Consider the following 18,837-nt stretch of genomic DNA (forward strand, 5'->3'; position numbering starts at 1 on the left):
CTGTGGAGCGGAAGGGGTCCCCCACGTGGGGGATCAGCCGGTCAGGGTCCAGGTCATGCCGTACTTCGCCAGGCCGTCGAGGAACGCGGCGGGTTCGAAGAGTTCGGCCGTCGCGCGCGCCCCGGTCCTGCCTTCGCCGGATGCCAGCCGCACGGCCACGTCGACCGACATCTGGCCGCTGTTGAGGTAGGTGTCCGGGCCGCTTCCGATGCCGCGCAGGCGGCGGCCGTCGCGGTAGGTGTCGACGACCATCCGGTAGGCCGCGGGCACGTCGGGGGTCTCGGGCGCGGCGGCCAGGTCGGCTTCGCTGACGTCCTTGACGACGTCGAGGATCGCCGTGGCGAGCACGCCTTCGACGGCGCCGGTCTTCGTGTGGCGCGGGATCGACACGACGCCGGGTTGCGGGAACTTCGACACGGTGACGGTCTCACCGTCGGGCAGTTCGAACTCGGCGCGGCGGGCCGTCGGTCCACTGTGGAACTCGCCGTCGGCGTAGGAGAGTCCGCCGGACAGGAAGGTGTCGAGGTTGTTGAAGACGGTGAGCATGCTCCCGCGCGAACCCGCGCCGGAGGCGACGTGGCTGAGCACGATCTCGTCGGCGCCGCCGAGCCGTTCGGCCGCGACATGTGCGAGCAGGTCGGCGAACACGCCGGCCTCGGTGACGGCCGGGACGAGCGTGACGCCCGCCGCCGCGGCGGCATCGCCGTACTCGTCGTAGATCTTGCGGACGAACAGCTGCTCACCGGCGACGTCGACGTAGTGCGCGCCCGCCGCGATCGCCGCCCGGACCACGCCTTCGCCGTTGCCGGTGTAGTCGGGCAGCGAGCTGACCACGGCGTCGACGCCGGTGAACGCGGCGACCAGCGCGTCATGGTCGTGTGACCCGGCGACGCGGATCTCGGGGTCGGGCACACCGGCGCGTTCGGCGGCGGCCCTGAGCCGGCCGGCGTCGCGGCCGACGAGGACGGTGGGGATGTCGCGGCGGCGCAGCTCCTCGACGGCGAAACGGCCGACGTGTCCGCTGGCCCCGTAGACGGCGATCTTCATGGTGGACTCCTTCATCAGTGGCTGTGCCCCAACCATATGAGTCCATGCGAAGACTTCCCATGGCCGAGAAGCTCGGTTCCATGTCTCATCGTCTTCAGGCATAGACTCACGGCATGGATGTTCTCTCCGACGTGATCGCCACGACCCGCACCGGCCGTCCCGTGTCGGGCATGTTCGAGCGCCACGCTCCCTGGGGCCGCCGCTACCCCAAGGTGGAGGCCGCGGGCTTCCACGTCGTCCTCCAGGGCGCCTGCGTGCTGCTCAGGGACGGCGCGGAGCCGGTGGCGCTGGCCGTCGGAGACGTCGTGTTCATGCCCCGCGGATGCGAGCACGCCCTCGCCGACCGGCCCGACTCCCCGCTGACCGAGACCGCGCGCCCCGGCGAACCCCGCCACATCCCCGGTCCCGGCGTGTCGACGACGCTGCTGTGCGGCTCCTACGAACTCGCCGCCGACCGCACCCACCCGCTCCTGGCCGAACTGCCCGAGGTCGTCCACATCCCCGCGCGCCTCGGGACGCACCCCGCGCTGCGCGGCGCCGTCGACCTCCTCGCCGCCGAACTCGCCGCGCCCGCCCTCGGCGCCGACGCGGCCGTGCCGCCGCTGCTGGACCTGCTCCTGCTGTACATGCTCCGCGCCCGCCTGAGCGAGGGCACCGGCGGATGGGCCGCCGCCTTCGCCGACCCCGCCATCGCCGCCGCCCTGCGCGGCATCCACGCCGACCCCCGCCGCCAGTGGACCGTCGAGGCCCTCGGCGAGCTGGCGGGACTGAGCCGGGCGGCCTTCGCCAAACGCTTCACCGCGGCCGTCGGCGAACCGCCCCTGGCCTACCTGACCCGCTGGCGCATGATCACCGCCGCCCGCCTCCTGCGGGAGGGCGACGCGCCCCTCGCGACGGTCGCGCGGCAGGCCGGGTACGGCTCGGAGTTCGCCTTCGGCAAGGCCTTCAAGCGTGAGTACGGGTGCGCGCCGGGACGGTACCGGCGCGACGGCCGGGACGTGGTGCTCGCGGGCGCGGACACGGTGTCAGCGCCCGTATCAGCGTGAGGTCAGGGTCGTGACAGCCGACCGCCACATAGTTGCCTCAACAACCCGGCAAGGCGATCACCCGAGGAGCACACGACCATGAGCATCACCTTCACCCCCGCCGAGCAGTCCACCCTCCGCGTCGCCGCCTACGGTGCCGTCACACTGATGTCCTACGCCGACATGGCCGGCTCGCCGCACAAGGTCGCCACGCACGGCACCCTGGCGCTGAACGCCGCGACCGGTCCCGTCGGGCACGCCCTGGCCTCGAAGAAGCGGGACTTCAAGCTCAAGGCCCGCTCCAGCGCCGCGCTCGCCGACCAGGTCCTGCCCGCGCTGGCCGAGTCGGTGCGCCTGCTGGAGGCCCGTGACGCCGCCGAGGCCGCGAACTTCCGCGCCACCATCACCACCGCCCTTGAGGCGGCCGTGAACGCGGGCAAGGGCGGTCCGGCGCTGGCGGCGATGACCCGCAAGCTCACCGGCGCGCTCAACGCCGCCTGAGGGTGGCGGCGCGACGGCGCGAAAGGTCGCGGAGGTCCGTTCGCCGGGCCTCCGCGACACGGTGCGACCCCCAGCGCACGTACTAGTCCGTGCGGTCACGAACCCACCATCGCGCCCCTCCCTCCCCACCTCAGAGTGACCGAACCCTAAGTCCGCCTAAATCGGAGTGAGATGAGGGTCGCTTTACGCGCTCGAATCGGGTAAGCAGGGTCAATGCAGGTACGTGATTTCGACCCGGCCACCGCCGACGGCGACGCGTTCACCGACTGGCTCGCCGTCCTCAACGAGATGACCGAGGCCGACATGCCGGGCGAACCGCGCTGGTGCGACGACCGGCTCGGCGACTACCTGTCGGTGACCATGCCCGACGAGGCGCGCGTCGCCTGGTCCGCCTACGACGACGACGGCGCGATCGCCGGTCACGCGAACCTCCTGCTCTTCGGCGGCGATTTCGCCCACACGGGCGTTTTCGAGATCTTCGTCCGGCCTTCGGCACGCGGGCTCGGCGTCGGCCGGGCGCTGCTCACCGAACTGGCCAAGCACGCCGCCGCCGACGGTCGCCAGACGATCAGCACCGAGGTCATCGCGACGACTCCCGCGGTCGGCTTCTACGAGCGCCTCGGCTTCAGCCGGGCCGTCGTCGAATGGCGCTCCCTGCTGCCCATGTCCAATGTGGACTGGTCGCGCACTTCCCTGCAGGCACGCCAGGTCAGCGCCCCCTACCGGCTGGAATACCACCGCGGCGGCCTTCCCGACGGCCTGCACGAGCGTTACGCCGCGACGAAGGCGAACCTGCGGACCGCCGGTCCCCAGGCCTCGGAATGGCGCGGCTCGTCCGACGCCGTCCGCCTCCGCGACAGCCTCGCCACCCTGCGCGGCCGCGGACTGCGCACGCACCTGGTCGTCGCCGTACACGAGAAGACCGAGCAGGTCGCCGGTCTCACCGAACTCGTCGTCGCCGCGCAGCGCCCGACCCGCGGCGACCAGTACGACACCGTCGTCGCGCCCGCCCACCGCAGCTACGGTCTCGCGCTGGCCATGAAGGCCCGCATGCTCACCGAACTGCGCTCGGCCGAACCCCAGCTGCGCGACGTCCAGACCTGGACCGCGCTGGAGAACTCGCCCCTCGAACACGTCAACGCCCAGCTCGGTTTCGAGCAGGACGTGCACTGGTACGAGTACGAGGCGACCGTGTCGGACCTGCTGGACAGCCTGCGCTGAGAAAATTATCGACAATGACTGTCATGATCGCGACACACCAGGCAAGATCATGACATCGGCGGTCACGAACCGCTACGGTCCAAGGCATCTCGTCCCCGCGCGCCGGTGGACCCACCCCACCCCACACCCATAACCGCAGAACAACCGAATAAGGACCGAACGAAGCGACCCGGGGGACAACATGGCCGCCGTTCAGCCCAACCCATTGTGGTGCCCGTGCCACAGCCCGCCCGCGCCTTCGGCGCAGGCGGTTCGACGGTGCCTCCTCCCGCAATCTCCAGAGGGGACGTACCGATGAGTTCCATGTCCACAGTGGTCAGATCGGCGGCGGACGCCACGGCACGCGGATTCCGCGACCTGCTGCCCCGCCGGGAAGACCTGCTCAGCGTCAAACGCCATCCCCGGCGCGACCTGCTCGCCGGCGTCACCGTCGCGATCATCGCGCTGCCGCTGGCCCTCGGTTACGGCGTCGCCTCCGGGCTCGGCGCGGCCGCCGGGCTCACCACGGCGATCGTCGCCGGCGCCATCGCGGCGATCTTCGGGGGATCCAACCTTCAGGTGTCCGGCCCGACCGGCGCGATGACCGTCGTCCTGGCACCCATGGTGGCCGCCTACGGCATCGGCGGTGTCCTGACCGCCTGCGTCATGGCCGGGGTCATCCTCATCGTGCTGGCCGCGACCGGCATCGCCCGCTACGTCCGGCTGATCCCGGCGCCCGTCGTGGAGGGCTTCACGGCCGGCATCGCCGCGATCATCTTCGTCCAGCAGATCCCCGTCATGCTGGGGATCCCGGCCTCACCCGAACAGAAGGTCCTGGCCGGGGCCTGGCAGTCCATCCGCGGCTTCACCGCGAATCCACAATGGACCGGCGTGTGCATCGCCGCCGCCGTCGCGGGAGTGACCCTCCTCGGTGCGCACTGGCGGCCGAAGATCCCGTTCTCACTGCTCACCATCATCGGCGCCACGATCGTGGTCGAACTGACCCCGATCACCGCCCCCGAGATCGGCGCGCTGCCGGCGACCCTGGCCGCGCCCTCCTTCGCCTTCCTGGAACTGTCGGCGATCCCGTCACTGGCGTGGTCGGCGGTCACCATCGCCGGAATCTGCGCACTGGAGAGCCTGCTGTCGGCGACCGTCGCCGATCGCATGCGCGGCAAGGGCGAACGGCACGACCCGAACCGGGAACTCTTCGGCCAGGGCCTGTCCAACCTCTTCGCGCCACTGTTCGGCGGCATGCCCGCGTCGGCGGCGATCTCCCGCACGGCCGTGAACGTCCGCGCCGGGGCCGGATCCCGCCTCGCGGCCTTCACCCACGCCGCCGGACTCGCCGTCATCGCACTCGCCGCCGCGCCGCTCGTCGCGCACATCCCGCTCGCCGCGCTCGCCGGAGTCCTGGTGGCCACGGCGATCCGGATGCTCGAACTGGGCGTCCTGCGCACCTTCGGGAAGGTCTCGCGTGCCGACGGCGTCATCATGCTCGTCACCGCGATCCTGACCCTCGCGCACGACCTGCTCGCCGCGATCGCCATCGGCGTCGGCGTCGCCGGGATCTCCGCGATCCACAAGATCGCGGCCGCGACCCGCGCCGAACGCGTCGGGCACGCCGGCGACATCGCCACCTTCCGCCTCGACGGCCCGCTCTTCTTCGCCGTCACGCACCGGCTCCTGCACACCTTCACCGACCCGCACGGCTTCAGCGCCGTGGTCTTCAGGTGCGCCAAGGTGTCCACGATCGACTCCTCGGGGGCACTGCTGCTCCGCGACGTCATCGAAACACTGGAATCGGCCGGAAAACACGTCCACCTCGCCGGGGTCCGCGAAGACCACCAGCGGGCGCTCACCGCCGTCGGCGTCCTGCCGAGACTGGCCGCGACCGGCCGCGTGCACCCGCACACACCGGCGGCATTGGCGGCCGCGCGAGAACAGCTCGCCGCGGCGGCCTGAGGAAGCGACGTTTCGGATCGGCGACCGTGGAACCGGTCGCCGATCCGCCCGTCCCCCGCAAAGGCGCTGGCGGTCAGCGACGGTCCGGGACATTCGTACCCACCAACGTCACACATCCGGTAGCACGGCGTCCTCACTGCGGACGGGCGACGACGGCCCGTTGAGCGACCGGGTCAAGAGGCCGCGACACATGCCACCACCGCGTCGCGTCCACCCGTCATCCCCGGGTAATCGCCCTGCCGGAACGAACCGTCCGACCGTCGCGACGCTCACCGCGACGGGCGACTTCACCCGTTCGTGCTACCTGTGCTCTCGCTGTCCCGTTTCCGTTCGTGCCTTTTGGGTTCGGAGTGGTTAGTTTGTAACTTCAAGCGATTGAACGCAGCTCAGAACCACCACACCGGACGAGTAACGAACAATCGCCGAACAATCGCCCGAACAACCCGTTCTGCTGGGGGACATCGTGGGAAGGCCGCAACGACCGATCGACCGCAACGGCGGGCCGGTGGCGGAATTCGCCGGAGCACTCAGGCGCCTGCGCGACCGCAGCGGCGCCCTCCCTTACCGGACCCTCGCCCGCAGAGCCAACTGCGCACCGTCCACATTGTCCGACGCCGCCGCCGGACGCCGCCTGCCCAGCTGGCCGGTCGTGTCCGCCTTCGTCCGCGCCTGCGGCGTCGGCGACGAGTCGCCCTGGCTCGCCCGCTGGCAGGCCGCCGCCAACCGCACCCCGACACCCGCGCCCGTCGGCCGCATCCCCGACGACCCGGCCTCCTTCCTCGGCCGCGACGACGAACTCGACGGCACCCTCCGACTGCTCGAAAGCGCCCGGATGGTCACCGTCACCGGACCCGGCGGCGTCGGGAAGACCCGCCTCGCGCAACGCGTCGCCGCCCAGGCCCAGATCGACTACAAGAACGGCGCCCGCTGGGTCGAACTCGCCGACCTCAACGACCGCGCCCTCATCGCCCGCAAGATCCTCTCGGCCCTCGACCAGCCACCCGACCCGATCCGCGACCCCGAGGAACAGCTCCTCGCCGCGTTGACCGGTCGGCATTTACTGCTGGTCCTCGACAACTGCGAGCACCTCGCCGCAGGCGTCGCCCGCCTCACCCGCGAGATCCTCACGCACACCACGGGTGTGTCGATCCTGGCGACGAGCCGCCGTGCGCTCGGACTCCCCGAGGAACATCTGTCCACTGTGGGGCCGCTGTCGCCCGAGCAGGCCACCGACCTGCTGCTGGAACGCGCCCGGGCGGTCCTTCCCGGGTACGAGCCGGGCGAGACCGACCTGCAGTGCGCCCAACGCATCTGTGAACGCCTCGACGGGCTGCCCCTGGCGATCGAGTTCGCGGCCCGCCGGTTGCGCACCTTCTCGCTGGCGCAACTCCTCGAATACCTCTCGGCACCGTCGGCGCAGCTCGGTGACGACTCCGGGGTGCGGCATCCACGCCAGGCCTCGATGCTCGCGACGCTGGACTGGAGCCACGAACTCTGCTCCCCGGCGGCGCGCCGACTGTGGTGCGACCTGTCGGTCTACCTGGGCGGCGCGCCTCTAGAAGCGGTCACGGCCGGAGCGGGCGCCGAGGCCTTCGGCGCGGTGTCGGAACTCGTCGACCAGTCCGTCCTGGTCAACGCCGGGCAGCGGCTGCGGATGCTGGAGACCGTGCGGGAGTACGGGATCCGGCGGCTGACCGCGCGCGGCGGACTGGCGGAGGCGCACGAACGACATCTCGACCGGTGTCTGGCCTACCTGATGCGCGCCGACGCCGAATGGTACGGACCCAAGCAGCTCGACGTGCTGCGCCGGGTGCGCGCCGAGATGCCGAACTTCCGCGTCGCCATGGAGTACGGCATGGACGCCGGCGGCGACGCCTCCCTTCGCGCGCTGCGGATCGCGCGCACCCTCTGGTGGTTCTGGCTCGCGTCGGGGACCGTCGACGAAGGACGCGACTGGCTGGAGAAGGGGATCGCGGCCTGCGACGACCCCGCCGAACGCCACGACGCCTACTGGGCCTGCGCCTATGTCTACGTCCTCCTCGGCGACACCAAACGCGTTGGGGAACTGTGCGACCTCGCCGTCGAAGGCGGCGGGAAGGCCACGATCGCCTGGGCCACCCTGGTTCGAGGGCTGATCGCGCTCGTCTCCGGGCCCCTTGAGGAGTCGATCGAGGTCTCCGAGTCGGCCCTGCGCCGCTTCGAGGAGATCGGCGAGGACCAAGGCGCCCAGCACGCCCTGAGCCAGCTAGGGATCGCCGAAGTGCTGCGCGGCAACGAGGACAGGGCCGTCCCCTGGCTGGAGCAAGGGCGCCACATCGCCGCCGAACACGGCGAACGCTGGCACCGTACCTACCTGCTGTGGGGACTGGGAACCCTGCGGTCCAAGGGATCCGACCCCGCGTCGGCACTTCCCATGCTCAAGGAGGGACTGCGGATCCAGGAGGACTTCGGCGACCAGCGAGCCGTCGCGGCCAACCTGGAGGCCCTCGCCTGGGTCTCGGCGGCCATCGGCGCCACCGACGCCGCCGTCGTCCTGCTCGGCCGCAGCCATTGGGCGTGGCCGGAAGCCGAGTCGAGGCTGTTCGGGTTCAGCGCCCTCGTCGGGATAGGTGAACGCAATGAGGCCGCCCTGCGCGCGTCGATGACCCCGGCCGCGTTCGAGACGGCCTACACCCGCGGTGGCGAACTGTCGAGCGACGAGTTCTGGGACCTCGTCGACGACCTCTAGCCGGGGACGCCACTCCACGCCGGCCGATCGGCGTGGTCGGCGCGGACGACGACGTCGGCGGGCTCGACTTCCCCGTCATAGCGGGCGAAGGCGGGCAACTGCCAGTCCTCGGTGCCACGCCGGCGCAGCGCGCCCGCCGACAGGTGAATGTGGACGGACAGGTCGAAGGGGAACCACCGGTTGAGCAGGAACTCCCCGACGACGACAACGACCGTGCCGGGAGCGAGCTCGACGTAGGGACTGCGGGTCGCGCGGTCCTTCGTGGTGTCCCACAGGTCGGGCAGGACGCGACCGGAACCCTTGGCTTCGAGGGGATCGAACACCTCCCGGAAGAGCGCGCCGGAGTCGAGCCAGTGGTCGAGGAACGCGTCGGCGTCGCGCTTGCCGTACTCGAAACGCAGCGACGCGGGCTTGAGGAACCCGCCCGACGGGACGATGAGGGTTTCACGGCCCAACGGGCGCAGCTCGGCGGCGAGCGCGTCGGCGAGGTCGCGGGGCCGCGCCACCGCGGCTCCGTCGACGGCGACGCGGGTGTGGCGGGCGTCATCGGCGGGCGTGAGGTCGGCGATGTGGCGGGCGAGAGTGGCCGCGATGGCGGGCCAGGTGGTGGGGACTGGTGGTGGCACGGGGTCAGTGTGCCGGATCTTGGGCCGGGGTGGGGGCGAGGTGGCCGGCGTGGTGGGCGGCCTGGTCGGCCAGGGCGCGGGTGAGGCGGTGAGCGGGCCAGAGGAGGGCGGCGTCGGCGAGGCCGTGCAGGGCGGCGAGATGACGAAGGTCGATCGGCGACCTTGCCGCTCTTGCCTTCCTCCGCCAAGATGTCCGGATGGGTTCGCGGGGGCGGTGGGTCGTCGGGGTTGCGGCGGGGCTGGTCGGGTTGGCGGCGTCGGGGTTCCTCATCGTCGCCTACGCGTTCGCGCCTGCGCGCGACTTCGGGGCCACGTCGGGCGTGGTCAGCGGGGTGATCGGGGCGCTCGGGTTCGCCGTCGCCGTGTTCGCCCTGCTTCCCGGGCTGGCCGGGCCTTCCGGCGATCCGCTGGAGGAACTGGCCGCCGCGGTGGCGCGGGAGTGGGAACGCGAGGTCATGGCCCGCGGCCTTGACCGTTCGGACGTGTTGCGGGTGCGCTGGGGGTCGACGCGGCGGCCGGTCGTGACCGCCTGCGGCGACGATTCCGGTGACGTCGCGGGGATGGCGGACCTGTGGCGGGCGCATCCCGCCCGGCAGCTCGTCGTCATCGGTGATCCGGGCGCGGGCAAGAGCACGGCGGCGGTGGGGCTCGTGCGGCGCATTCTCGCGGAGCGGTCGGCGGGTGATCCGGTCCCGGTTCTGATTCCCCTCGCCGACTGGGATCCCGGTGCCGACCACGCCGAGGTGTGGCTGGCCCGGCGGCTCGCCGACGCCTATCCCTGGCTGCGTCGGCGGGGTCTGGCGTCGGACCTGGTCGAGCGCGGCAGGCTCGTACCGGTCCTGGACGGCCTGGACGAGATCGGCGGTGACCGGCGGCCCGCGGCTATCCCGGCGCTGGAGGCGGCTTTCGGCGCGTCGCGGCCGTTCGTGCTGACCTGCCGGTCGGCCGAGTACGAGGAGCTCATCGCCGTGACGGGATCGCCGTTCGCGGCGGCCGCCGTCGTGGAGATCGAGGCCGTGTCGGCCGAGGATGCGGTCGCCTACCTGCCGTCGGGGCAGGTAGGCGGCGCCGAGCGCTGGAAGCCGGTGCTGGACCGGCTTCGTGCCGAGCCGGACGGACCGCTCGCGACGGCCCTGCGGACACCGCTGATGGTGTTCCTGGCCAGGGAGGGCCATCGGCGCGGCGACCCGGCCGAACTGCTCGCTCTGTCCGATGTAGACGTGATCGAGGAGACGCTCCTTGACGGCTACATTCCGGCCGTCTACGGCGATCGTGGGCCGGCGGCTCCGGGGGACAGGCGCCTCGACGTCGCCGAGGATGACGCCCGGCAGTGGCTCGGGCATTTCGCGCGCCGCTCGCCGGGGCCGTTCGCCTGGTGGGAGACCGCCCCGGCGATGCGCTGGACACGCCGCCTGCTGGGGGCGGCGGTGGGTGTCGTCGTCGGTGTCGTCGCGTTCGCGGTGTCCGGGGACGAGTCGATCTGGTTCGCCGTCATGCCGACGCTCGTGTTCGGTGCCGCCGCCACGGGCCGGATCCACGCCGCGCGCCCGAAGTCCCTGCGCGGCAGCCGCCGGGTCTGGTCGACGGTCGTGTGGATCACCGTGGCCGACGCGGTACTGGCCGTCGCCTTGTTCGCCTTCGGCGAGTCCGAGCTGGGGCTGGCGGTCGCGCTCATCTATCCCGGTGTCGCCGTGCTCGGCGTGCTCCTCGCGTCGATGCTGACCGTCGAACCCGGCGTCTCGGGACCCGAACGCTCGCTGCGTGACGACCGAACGGTCGCGATGCTCACGGCCCTGGCCTACCTGCTGTTGCTGGGCGGGCTGCTGGTCGCCATCGGATGGCGGGGCGCGCTGGACACGGAGCCGCTCCCGATCGTGGCCAGCATGCCGATCGGCACCGCCCTCATGGGGATCACCGCGAGCGCGTGGGCGCGCTTCTGCGCGGCCCGGTTGCTGTTGGCGCGGCGGCGGCGGTTCCCGTTGCGGCTCATGCGGTTCCTCGCCGACGCCCACCGTCGCGGCGTGGTGCGCAAGGTCGGCCCGCGCTACGAACTGCGGCATGCCCGGCTGGCGCAGCACCTGTCGTCGACGTGGGTGCCGCGGTGAGCGGGATTCCCCGCGTGTCGGAGCTTTGGGACGACCCACCGCGCATCTCACGCGGAACCGGTCACGTGCACTGCTCCACCATCAACGCGCGCTCGAAGCGCCGGGCCGCCAGGTCGTCGTCGCGGACGAACCAGTACAGGTTCCAGTAGTCGCCGCCGGCGAGCGCGGTCCTGTCGTGCGGCACGTACTGGAGGAGCGGCCGCCAGTGCGGCAGCTCGCGCTGGACCGTCTCCTCGTCGGCCTTGCCTTCGAAGACGGCGTAGCGGACGAGTTCGTCCTCGGGCGGGTCCTGCATCGCGTAGGTGTGGCCGCCGATCTTCGTCGGGACCTCGCCTTCGCCGTACGGCGGCTCGAAACCCCCGCCGTCCAGGGCTTCCAGCACCTCCGGGTCGGACTCGCCGTACCGTGCGCGCCACGCCGCCGCCGCGTACTCGGGCTGCGTGAGGTCCACCCACCCCGTCAGCGGCTCGGCCTCGACGCAGGTCAGCGCGGTCGGCGCCCGCCGTCGAAGGCCTGCCCCGTCAGGGATGTAGACGACCTGCCCGGCCTCGGGCGCGCCCGCCGACGCGCCCATCGTCCACGGCGTGCGCCCGCCCCACAGCTGCCCGTCGGCGACGAAGAACTGGAGCAGCCCCGACTCCGGCAGGCCCAGCCCGGCGTCCGGCAGGGCCGCGCAGTCGAGCGTCAGCTACGGCGACAGCTCGCCGTAGTCGTCCCACACCGGCCACGGCATGTCCGGCGGAAGGACGGCGGAGTCGCCGCCGTAGCGGCCGACGACCGGCTCGTGGTCGTCGGCGTGGTCGAGCAGGACCGCCGGGAGCAGGAGCTCGCGCCAGCGCGGGATCGCCTGGGGCGGCAGGAGTTCGCGGGCCGCGGCCACGAGACGCGGCTCGTGGACGGGCGCGCGAAAGGGGGTGGTGGGCATGTGGGACAAGGTATGCGGCGAGGCGGGCGGCGACCTTGAGGGGAACTTGAGTTGCCCCGCTCGACGTCGCGCACGAAGATGTTCGGATGGGGACGAGGGGGCGCCGGATACTCGGCGGCGCAGGGGTTCTGCTCGGACTGGCGGCGGCCGGCGGCTTCCTCGCGGCGTACCTCGCCTCCCCGGCCCGCGACTTCGCCACCACGTCCGGGCTGATCAGTGGCGTGCTCGCCGCGCTCGGCTTCACCGTCGCGGTGCTCGCGCTGCTCCCGGCCCTCAGTCGGACCGGCGGCGACCCGCTCGAAACGCTCGCGCTCGCCGTCGCCCGTGAGTGGGAGCGTGAGGCCGTGTCGCGGGGTCTCGACCGGCCGGAGCCGCTGCGGGTGCGATGGGGACCGACGGATCGGCTCGTCGCCGAGGCGCGGGTCGAAGAATCCGGCGACGTCACCGCGATCGCCGACGTGTGGAGCGCGCATCCCGCGCGGCAACTGGTGATCCTCGGCGAGCCGGGGGCGGGCAAGACCTCGGCGGCGGTGATCCTGGTGCGGCGGCTCCTGGCGACCCGGGCGCAGGGGGATCCGGTGCCGGTGCTGCTGAACGTCGGCGACTGGGAGGCCGGTGGAGACCACCTCCACTCCTGGCTGGCCGACAAGCTCGTGGCCCACTACGGTCTTCGTCCGGCTGTGACCGGTGAGCTCGTCGACGGTGGACGGATCGTGCCGGTTCTCGACGGGCTCGACGAGCTGCGTGAATCGGTGCGAGAACGCGCGATCGGCGCGCTGACCGACGCCGTGGGAATGGAACGGCCGCTGGTGGTGACCTGTCGCTCGGTGGAGTACGAGTCGCTCGTCCGGTCGGAGGGAGCGCCACTCGCCCGGGCCGCGGTCGTGGAGATCAGGCGGGTCGAGGCCGCGGAGGCGGTCGCGTATCTGCCTGCGGGCCAGATCGGCGGTGAGACCCGGTGGCGGCCGGTCCTCGACCGGTTGCGCGACGAGCCGGATGGACCGCTCGCCACGGCGTTGCGGACGCCGCTGATGGTGTTCCTCGCCCGGGAGGAGTACCGGCAGGCGGAGACGGATCCGCGCGAGCTGCTCGCACTGTCCGATATGGACGCGATCGAGCGAGAGCTGCTCACCGGCTACATCCCCGCCATTTACCGGGACCCAGGTCCCCAGCGACCGGGAGAGAAGGCTCCGCCGGACTACCCGGCCGCTGATGTCGAGCGATGGCTGAGTTTCCTGGCGCGACCTGCGGCCTTTGGCGATGTCGGCGGATTTCACTGGTGGGGTCTGCGCGGCAAGGTTCGCAGGCGCCCGGCACAGCACAGAAGTCTGCGCGGAGAATCGGCGATCGGGGGCATCGCCGCGGGTCTCCTCACATCCGCGCTGCTGGGCTACCTGGTCGGTGCGAACGCCCTCCCCGACGTGAACTCCGGGCTGACCCTCGGTGTGCTCGTTCTCTCGATCACCATCGGTCTGTGGATTCCGAACCGATCGCCCTGGCGGGCTCGGATCTGGGAGGACTGGCCCGATCGTTTCCTACCGGAGGCGCGCTCGAATCTGTACGCGGTCTCCGGAGCCTGGCTTGGGCTCACCTTGCTGGGCGGGATGCTCACCGGTGCCTTTCCGTCCGCATGGCACCTGGTCTCGCTTCCGGTGGCGTTCGTGGCCGCGTTGATCATGCTGCCGTGGGTTTCGGAGTCCGCCAACTTCCATCTCGCGACGTGGCAGCTCTCGCGGGACGGCGTCATACCCGTGCGTCTCATACCCTTCCTCGAAGACGCCCACCGCCGGGGCGTCATGCGCAAGGTCGGCCCCGCCTACCAGTTCCGCCACGCCCGCCTCGCCGAACACCTGGCCGCCCAACACCTCGCCAAACAGCAGGGACCGGCGGCCGAAGCCCCCGGTCCCTCCACAAGCGACTAACGCGTTACACGGCCTCCGCCGTGTCCAGGATCCAGGCCAGCGCGAACGCCTGCTCCTTCCACGCGTCGTACCGGCCCGACCGGCCGCCGTGCCCGGCTTCCATCTCGGTCTTCAGCAGGAACGGACCGCCGGTCGCGACCTCCCGCAGCCGCGCGATCCACTTGGCGGGCTCGTGGAACAGCACCCGCGTGTCGTGCAGCGACGTGACCGCGAGGATCGCCGGGTACTCGGTCGCCGCGACGTTCTCGTAGGGCGTGTACGACTTCATGTACTCGTAGACCTCGGGGTCCTCAAGCGGGTTGCCCCACTCCTCCCACTCGATCACCGTCAACGGCAGTGAGGGGTCGAGGATCGTGTTCAGCGCGTCCACGAAGGGCACGTCGGCGACGACGCCGGCGAAGCGCTGGGGCGCGAGGTTCGCGATGGCGCCCATGAGCAGTCCACCGGCGCTTCCGCCGCGGGCGACGAGCTTGTCGGGGGCCGACCAGCCGGCCTTGACGAGGTGCTCGGCACAGGCGACGAAGTCGGTGAAGGTGTTGCGCTTGTGCAGCATCTTCCCGTTGTCGTACCAGGCGCGGCCCATCTCGCCGCCGCCGCGGACGTGCGCGATCGCGAAGACCATGCCCCTGTCCACAAGAGACAGGCGCGGAACGGCGAAGTACGGGTCGATCGACGTCTCGTAGGAGCCGTATCCGTAGATCAGGCAGGGCGCGGTGCCGTCGGCGGTGATGCCCTTGCGGTACATCACCGAGATCGGCACGCGCGTCCCGTCCTCGGCGACGGCCCACTCGCGGCGCTGCTCGTAGTCCTCGGGCCGGTAGCCGCCGAGGACCTCTTTCCGCTTGCGCAGCAACAGTTCCCGCGTCGCAAGGTCGTAGTCGAACACCGAGTCCGGCGTGATCATCGACGTGTACGACAGGCGCACCTGCCCGCTCACGTAGTCGGGGTTCGCCGACGGATGCACGGTGTAGATCGGCTCCGGGAAGCTGAGCTCGACCGGCTCGCCGTAACCGGTGCCCTCGGCGAAGTCCAGAATGGACACACCGGTCAGCCCGTCCCGGCGGTACGAGACCACCAGGTGCGTCGAGAACGCGTCCACGTCGAGGATCCGGGTGTCGGCCCGGTGCTCCAGGATCGGGTTGAACGCCGAGGTGTCGTCCAGCGGAGCCCAGCCGAGGGTGAAGTTCTCGGCGCCGTCGTTGTGCAGCACCAGGAAGCGGTCGCCCTGGTGGTCGACGGTCACCTCGACGCCGTGGCGACGGCCGGACCCGAACAGCGCGAACTCCTCGGTCGGCCGATCCGAGGCCAGGTAACGGATCTCGCTGGTGATCTTGCTGTGCGACTCCAGGAACAGGTACCGCTCGCTGCGCGACAGGTCGACGCCCACCCAGAAGCGCTCGTCGGTCTCCTCGTGCACGAGGGCGTCCTCGCCCTTCGCGCCGAGGTCGTGCCGGTAGACCTGGTACGGGCGCCACGACTCGTCGACGCGCGTGTAGAACAGCGCCTCCCCGCCGTGCGACCAGGCGCCGCCGTAGAAGATCCCGGTGATCTCGTCGGCGAGGGCCTCGCCGGTGCGCAGGTCCTTGAACCGCAAGGTGAAGCGCTCGTCGCCGGTGGTGTCGACGCTGTAGGCGAGCAGATTCCCGTCGGGGGTGATGGTGAAGGCCCCGAGAGCGAAGAACTCGTGTCCCTCGGCGAGTGCGTTCTCGTCGAGGAGGATCGTCTCGCCGGGCAGCGGACCGCCGTCGCCGAGGTCGGGCGGGGTGTCACCGGTGGCGGCGGTGCGGCAGTGGATGCCGTACTGCTTGCCCTCCTCGGTACGCGTGTAGTACCACCAGTCGCCCTTGCGGCTGGGGACGGTCAGGTCCGTCTCCTTGGTACGCGACTTGATCTCGCCGAAGATCTGCTCGCGCAGCCCGTCGAGGTGCTCGGTGTGGGTCTCGGTGTAGGTGTTGTTGTCCTTGAGGAAGGCCAGGACCTCGGGATTCTCGCCGTCGCGCAGCCACGCGTACGGGTCGTCGACGGTGTCGCCGTGGTGCGTGCGCGGCGAGGGCTGCTTCGGGGCGAACGGGGCCTGGACATCGCTCATAAAGGGGGAGCCTACCGCCTGCCCCCGGTGGTCACATGGGGTCCTGCGGCCGCCGCCTGCGGCGACCCCACCACCAGAAGGCCGTTCCGATGACCAGAACGAGGATGACGAAGGCGAAGAAGAAGGCCCAGCCGGCGCCCGGTGATTCCCAGGCGAGCGCGGGTGCTTCGGAGGCGGGGATGGGTGGCACGGGAGACCTCCTGTCAGGTGGGTTCATAGTGCCACAAAACGGCCGGAGCCAAGGATCGGGACGCGACGGGGCCCGGCACGCAAATTACCGTGCCGGGCCCCGATCGAGGATTACTTGCGAAGGGTCGTCCCGACCGAGCGGAGGTCCTCGCAGGCCTGCACGACGCGCTTGGCCATGCCGTTCTCGGCGGCCTTGCCCCAGGCGCGGGGGTCGTAGGCCTTCTTGTTGCCGACCTCGCCGTCGACCTTGAGCACGCCCTCGTAGTTGGTGAACATGTGCGACACGACGGGGCGCGTGAACGCGTACTGCGTGTCGGTGTCGACGTTCATCTTCACGACGCCGTAGTCGAGGGCCTCGCGGATCTCCTCAAGGAGCGAGCCGGAGCCGCCGTGGAAGACCAGGTCGAAGGGCTTCTCGCGGCCCGTCTTGGCGCCGACGGCGTCCTGGATCTCCTTGAGGATCGACGGGCGCAGCTTGACGTTGCCGGGCTTGTAGACGCCGTGCACGTTGCCGAAGGTCAGGGCGGTCATGTACCGGCCCTTCTCGCCGACGCCGAGCGCGGCGGCGGTGGCCAGGCCGTCCTCGACGGTGCTGTACAGCTTGTCGTCGATGGCGCCGACGACGCCGTCCTCTTCCCCGCCGACCACGCCGACCTCGATTTCGAGGATGATGTGCGCGGCGGCGGCGCGGGCGAGGAGGTCCTCGGCGATCTGGAGGTTCTCGTCGAGCGGCACGGCCGAGCCGTCCCACATGTGCGACTGGAACAGCGGCGCCTGGCCGTTGGCGACGCGCTCGGCGGAGACGTCGAGCAGGGGGCGCACGAAGCCGTCGAGCTTGTTCTTCGGACAGTGGTCGGTGTGCAGCGCGATGTTGACCGGGTACTTCTTGGCCACCTCGTGGGCGTAGGCGGCGAAGGCGACCGAACCGGTGATCATGTCCTTGACCGTGGGGCCGGAGAAGTACTCCGCGCCACCGGTCGACACCTGGATGATGCCGTCGCTCTCGGCCTCGGCGAAGCCCTGGAGGGCCGCGTTGAGCGTCTGCGAGGAGGAGACGTTGATGGCGGGGTAGGCGAACGCGCCGGCCTTGGCGCGGTCGAGCATCTCGGCGTAGACCTCGGGTGTGGCGATGGGCATTTAAGCTCCCAAATGGTTCGGTTACGGATTCAGCCGGACGGCGCTGTCCCTGCCGGCGGTGTGCGTACTCGGCCGTACCGGTCACACGCCCCAACGAGCGGCTTTACCGTGATCCTATGACGGGCCACGACTGGCAAGACCCAGAGGCACCGGAGGCGGACGCCACCGAGCAGTCCCTCTCCGTTGATCCCGACGAGGACGCCGACGCCGCCGCCGAGGAGATGAGCGCGCTTCCGGCGGAGGCCGACGAGGGCGACGCGGTGGAGCAGTCGCAGCGCGTGCCAGGTGAGGACGAGTACCGGGACTGACGAACGGCGGGAAACGGTGGGCGGCGAGGACCGGCGGTCACCTGGGTCGACGTGTCTTCGTCCACAGGTTATCCACAACTTCCACAGCTTTGTGCACAGGGTTATCCACAGGTTTTCCACCGGCAGAGCCGGTTGTCCACAACCGTGAGCCACGTGCCGTCACCCTGTGGATAACCGGCGCCGTCCGGTTCCTCGGCGTAGCCCGCGCGCCCGAGGACGTCGCCGCTGACGGCGTCGACGAGCAGGTGCGCGTAACCGCCCTCCTCGTAGTCCTGGAGGCATACCAGCAGCGTGTCGGCGTCGATGAAGCCGCCGCTGTAGTCGAGCGCCCACTCGGCGCCGTCGAGGCCCGCGCGAACGACCAGCCATTCGCCCGGGAAGGTCAGGCGGCTCTCGCCGCCGGGGAACCTGTGGACGACGGCGTCCTCCAGGTAGTGCGCGACGGTGAAGTACTCGCCCGTCGCCGGTGAGATGTGGACGAGCACGTCGTCGACGCCGGCGAGGCTGTGGACGATGGTGTCGCCGTCGAGCCGGCCCCAGTAGAGAGGTGCGGCGTCCTGGCCTTCGCCGATGGACAACGCGACGTGCACGCCGTCGGGGTGGAGGTGGTGCTCGGAGCCGGCGGCGGTCACGTCGGCCAGGGTCGTCCGGGCGAGGATCCGGCCCGTCACGGCGTCGAAGACCATCCACAGGTCGCCGCCGTAGGGGGTCGCGCACGGGCCGGGGACGGTCGCCCACACGTGGCGGCCGTCGGCGGTGACGACGGCCGAGCCGGACCCGTCGCCGATGACCCAGTCGGTGTGCTTGAACATCCAGCGCATCCCCTCGGCGTCGATCGCGGTCAGGGTTTCCCGCCCGGGCACGACGATCAGGTTCGCGCCCGGGGTGACGGTGAGCGGCCTCGTCACCAGCTCCGGCAGTCGGTAGACCGCCGCCGGCGTGAGGTCGGCGGCGAGGAGGGTCAGGGTCGAGAGGACGCTGACGGCGGGGCCGGCGTGGAGCCGCGTCCCTTCGGGGAAGGGCACCGAGGCGACGAGCTCGGCGGTGACGCGTGGGGGCAGCGCGGACAT

17 protein-coding genes are annotated in these 18,837 nt (G+C 71.1%); 9 read left to right on the top strand and 8 right to left on the bottom strand.

Annotation, left to right across the window (positions count from 1 at the left end):
- Nucleotides 1–33: 33 nt before the first annotated feature.
- Nucleotides 34–1,047 carry a saccharopine dehydrogenase NADP-binding domain-containing protein gene (locus HNR73_RS18925; protein WP_184788856.1) on the bottom strand — a complete coding sequence of 338 codons (1,014 nt, stop codon included), beginning with the start codon at nucleotides 1,045–1,047 and terminating at the stop codon, nucleotides 34–36.
- A 113-nt stretch (nucleotides 1,048–1,160) separates the two neighbouring features.
- On the opposite strand from HNR73_RS18925, the gene HNR73_RS18930 reads away from it, so the two are divergent.
- The 5 genes from HNR73_RS18930 to HNR73_RS18950 all read left to right on the top strand — a co-directional run bounded on the left by HNR73_RS18930 (nucleotide 1,161) and on the right by HNR73_RS18950 (nucleotide 8,466).
- Nucleotides 1,161–2,093, top strand: a complete 933-nt coding sequence (locus HNR73_RS18930) for an AraC family transcriptional regulator (RefSeq protein WP_184788857.1) — start codon at nucleotides 1,161–1,163, stop codon at nucleotides 2,091–2,093.
- A 78-nt stretch (nucleotides 2,094–2,171) separates the two neighbouring features.
- Nucleotides 2,172–2,573: a hypothetical protein gene (locus HNR73_RS18935; protein WP_184788858.1), complete on the top strand. Its 402-nt coding sequence runs from the start codon at nucleotides 2,172–2,174 to the stop codon at nucleotides 2,571–2,573.
- A 213-nt stretch (nucleotides 2,574–2,786) separates the two neighbouring features.
- The gene (locus tag HNR73_RS18940; protein WP_184788859.1) at nucleotides 2,787–3,794 is read left to right on the top strand and encodes a GNAT family N-acetyltransferase; all 1,008 of its coding nucleotides are present in this window, start codon (nucleotides 2,787–2,789) and stop codon (nucleotides 3,792–3,794) included.
- Nucleotides 3,795–4,097: 303 nt separating this feature from the next.
- Nucleotides 4,098–5,738, top strand: a complete 1,641-nt coding sequence (locus HNR73_RS18945; RefSeq protein WP_184788860.1) for a SulP family inorganic anion transporter — start codon at nucleotides 4,098–4,100, stop codon at nucleotides 5,736–5,738.
- Between the two features lie 505 nt (nucleotides 5,739–6,243).
- On the top strand, nucleotides 6,244–8,466 hold the full coding sequence (locus HNR73_RS18950; RefSeq protein ID WP_221331016.1) for an ATP-binding protein: 2,223 nt from the start codon (nucleotides 6,244–6,246) through the stop codon (nucleotides 8,464–8,466).
- On the opposite strand, the gene HNR73_RS18955 is transcribed toward HNR73_RS18950, so the two are convergent.
- The gene (locus HNR73_RS18955; RefSeq protein WP_184788862.1) at nucleotides 8,463–9,092 is read right to left on the bottom strand and encodes a nucleoside/nucleotide kinase family protein; all 630 of its coding nucleotides are present in this window, start codon (nucleotides 9,090–9,092) and stop codon (nucleotides 8,463–8,465) included. The two genes, HNR73_RS18950 and HNR73_RS18955, sit on opposite strands and share 4 nt — an antisense overlap.
- Before the next feature lie 197 nt (nucleotides 9,093–9,289).
- Between HNR73_RS18955 and HNR73_RS18960 the strand changes: the two genes are divergently transcribed.
- Complete coding sequence (locus HNR73_RS18960; protein WP_184788863.1) at nucleotides 9,290–11,197, top strand: hypothetical protein; 1,908 nt, start codon at nucleotides 9,290–9,292, stop codon at nucleotides 11,195–11,197.
- A gap of 61 nt (nucleotides 11,198–11,258) precedes the next feature.
- Here HNR73_RS18960 and HNR73_RS18965 read toward each other — a convergent pair whose 3' ends face one another.
- Nucleotides 11,259–11,828: a DUF1963 domain-containing protein gene (locus HNR73_RS18965; protein WP_239122150.1), complete on the bottom strand. Its 570-nt coding sequence runs from the start codon at nucleotides 11,826–11,828 to the stop codon at nucleotides 11,259–11,261.
- Between HNR73_RS18965 and HNR73_RS39910 the strand changes: the two genes are divergently transcribed.
- Complete coding sequence (locus tag HNR73_RS39910) at nucleotides 11,782–11,907, top strand: hypothetical protein (RefSeq protein WP_260337277.1); 126 nt, start codon at nucleotides 11,782–11,784, stop codon at nucleotides 11,905–11,907. The two genes, HNR73_RS18965 and HNR73_RS39910, sit on opposite strands and share 47 nt — an antisense overlap.
- Here the strand turns inward: HNR73_RS39910 and HNR73_RS18970 are convergent.
- Entirely contained in the window at nucleotides 11,886–12,122 is a 237-nt protein-coding gene (locus tag HNR73_RS18970; RefSeq protein WP_184788864.1) for a YwqG family protein, read from the bottom strand. The two genes, HNR73_RS39910 and HNR73_RS18970, sit on opposite strands and share 22 nt — an antisense overlap.
- Before the next feature lie 86 nt (nucleotides 12,123–12,208).
- Between HNR73_RS18970 and HNR73_RS18975 the strand changes: the two genes are divergently transcribed.
- The gene (locus HNR73_RS18975) at nucleotides 12,209–14,044 is read left to right on the top strand and encodes an NACHT domain-containing protein (protein WP_184788865.1); all 1,836 of its coding nucleotides are present in this window, start codon (nucleotides 12,209–12,211) and stop codon (nucleotides 14,042–14,044) included.
- Between the two features lie 4 nt (nucleotides 14,045–14,048).
- Here the strand turns inward: HNR73_RS18975 and HNR73_RS18980 are convergent, their stop codons facing one another.
- The 3 genes from HNR73_RS18980 to fbaA all read right to left on the bottom strand — a co-directional run bounded on the left by HNR73_RS18980 (nucleotide 14,049) and on the right by fbaA (nucleotide 17,459).
- A complete protein-coding gene (locus tag HNR73_RS18980; RefSeq protein ID WP_184788866.1) occupies nucleotides 14,049–16,133 on the bottom strand; it encodes a S9 family peptidase in 2,085 nt (694 codons plus the stop codon).
- Nucleotides 16,134–16,164: 31 nt separating this feature from the next.
- The gene (locus HNR73_RS18985; protein WP_184788867.1) at nucleotides 16,165–16,323 is read right to left on the bottom strand and encodes a hypothetical protein; all 159 of its coding nucleotides are present in this window, start codon (nucleotides 16,321–16,323) and stop codon (nucleotides 16,165–16,167) included.
- A gap of 110 nt (nucleotides 16,324–16,433) precedes the next feature.
- On the bottom strand, nucleotides 16,434–17,459 hold the full coding sequence (gene fbaA / locus HNR73_RS18990) for a class II fructose-bisphosphate aldolase (protein ID WP_184788868.1): 1,026 nt from the start codon (nucleotides 17,457–17,459) through the stop codon (nucleotides 16,434–16,436).
- Between the two features lie 116 nt (nucleotides 17,460–17,575).
- On the opposite strand from fbaA, the gene HNR73_RS18995 reads away from it, so the two are divergent.
- Nucleotides 17,576–17,767: an Rv3202a family protein gene (locus tag HNR73_RS18995; protein ID WP_184788869.1), complete on the top strand. Its 192-nt coding sequence runs from the start codon at nucleotides 17,576–17,578 to the stop codon at nucleotides 17,765–17,767.
- 101 nt (nucleotides 17,768–17,868) lie between these two features.
- On the opposite strand, the gene HNR73_RS19000 is transcribed toward HNR73_RS18995, so the two are convergent.
- Entirely contained in the window at nucleotides 17,869–18,837 is a 969-nt protein-coding gene (locus HNR73_RS19000) for a hypothetical protein (protein ID WP_184788870.1), read from the bottom strand.

Origin of the sequence: Phytomonospora endophytica, assembly GCF_014202425.1 — a bacterium.
Taxonomy (GTDB): Bacteria; Actinomycetota; Actinomycetes; order Mycobacteriales; family Micromonosporaceae; genus Phytomonospora; species Phytomonospora endophytica.

Coding starts and splice junctions, on each gene's coding strand:
- HNR73_RS18925 (WP_184788856.1), bottom strand. CDS start 1,047: ATGAAGATCGCCGTCTACGGGGCCAGCGGACACGTCGGCCGTTTCGCC.
- HNR73_RS18930 (WP_184788857.1), top strand. CDS start 1,161: ATGGATGTTCTCTCCGACGTGATCGCCACGACCCGCACCGGCCGTCCC.
- HNR73_RS18935 (WP_184788858.1), top strand. CDS start 2,172: ATGAGCATCACCTTCACCCCCGCCGAGCAGTCCACCCTCCGCGTCGCC.
- HNR73_RS18940 (WP_184788859.1), top strand. CDS start 2,787: ATGCAGGTACGTGATTTCGACCCGGCCACCGCCGACGGCGACGCGTTC.
- HNR73_RS18945 (WP_184788860.1), top strand. CDS start 4,098: ATGTCCACAGTGGTCAGATCGGCGGCGGACGCCACGGCACGCGGATTC.
- HNR73_RS18960 (WP_184788863.1), top strand. CDS start 9,290: ATGGGTTCGCGGGGGCGGTGGGTCGTCGGGGTTGCGGCGGGGCTGGTC.
- HNR73_RS18970 (WP_184788864.1), bottom strand. CDS start 12,122: ATGCCCACCACCCCCTTTCGCGCGCCCGTCCACGAGCCGCGTCTCGTG.
- HNR73_RS18975 (WP_184788865.1), top strand. CDS start 12,209: ATGGGGACGAGGGGGCGCCGGATACTCGGCGGCGCAGGGGTTCTGCTC.
- HNR73_RS18980 (WP_184788866.1), bottom strand. CDS start 16,133: ATGAGCGATGTCCAGGCCCCGTTCGCCCCGAAGCAGCCCTCGCCGCGC.
- fbaA (WP_184788868.1), bottom strand. CDS start 17,459: ATGCCCATCGCCACACCCGAGGTCTACGCCGAGATGCTCGACCGCGCC.
- HNR73_RS18995 (WP_184788869.1), top strand. CDS start 17,576: ATGACGGGCCACGACTGGCAAGACCCAGAGGCACCGGAGGCGGACGCC.
- HNR73_RS19000 (WP_184788870.1), bottom strand. CDS start 18,837: ATGTCCGCGCTGCCCCCACGCGTCACCGCCGAGCTCGTCGCCTCGGTG.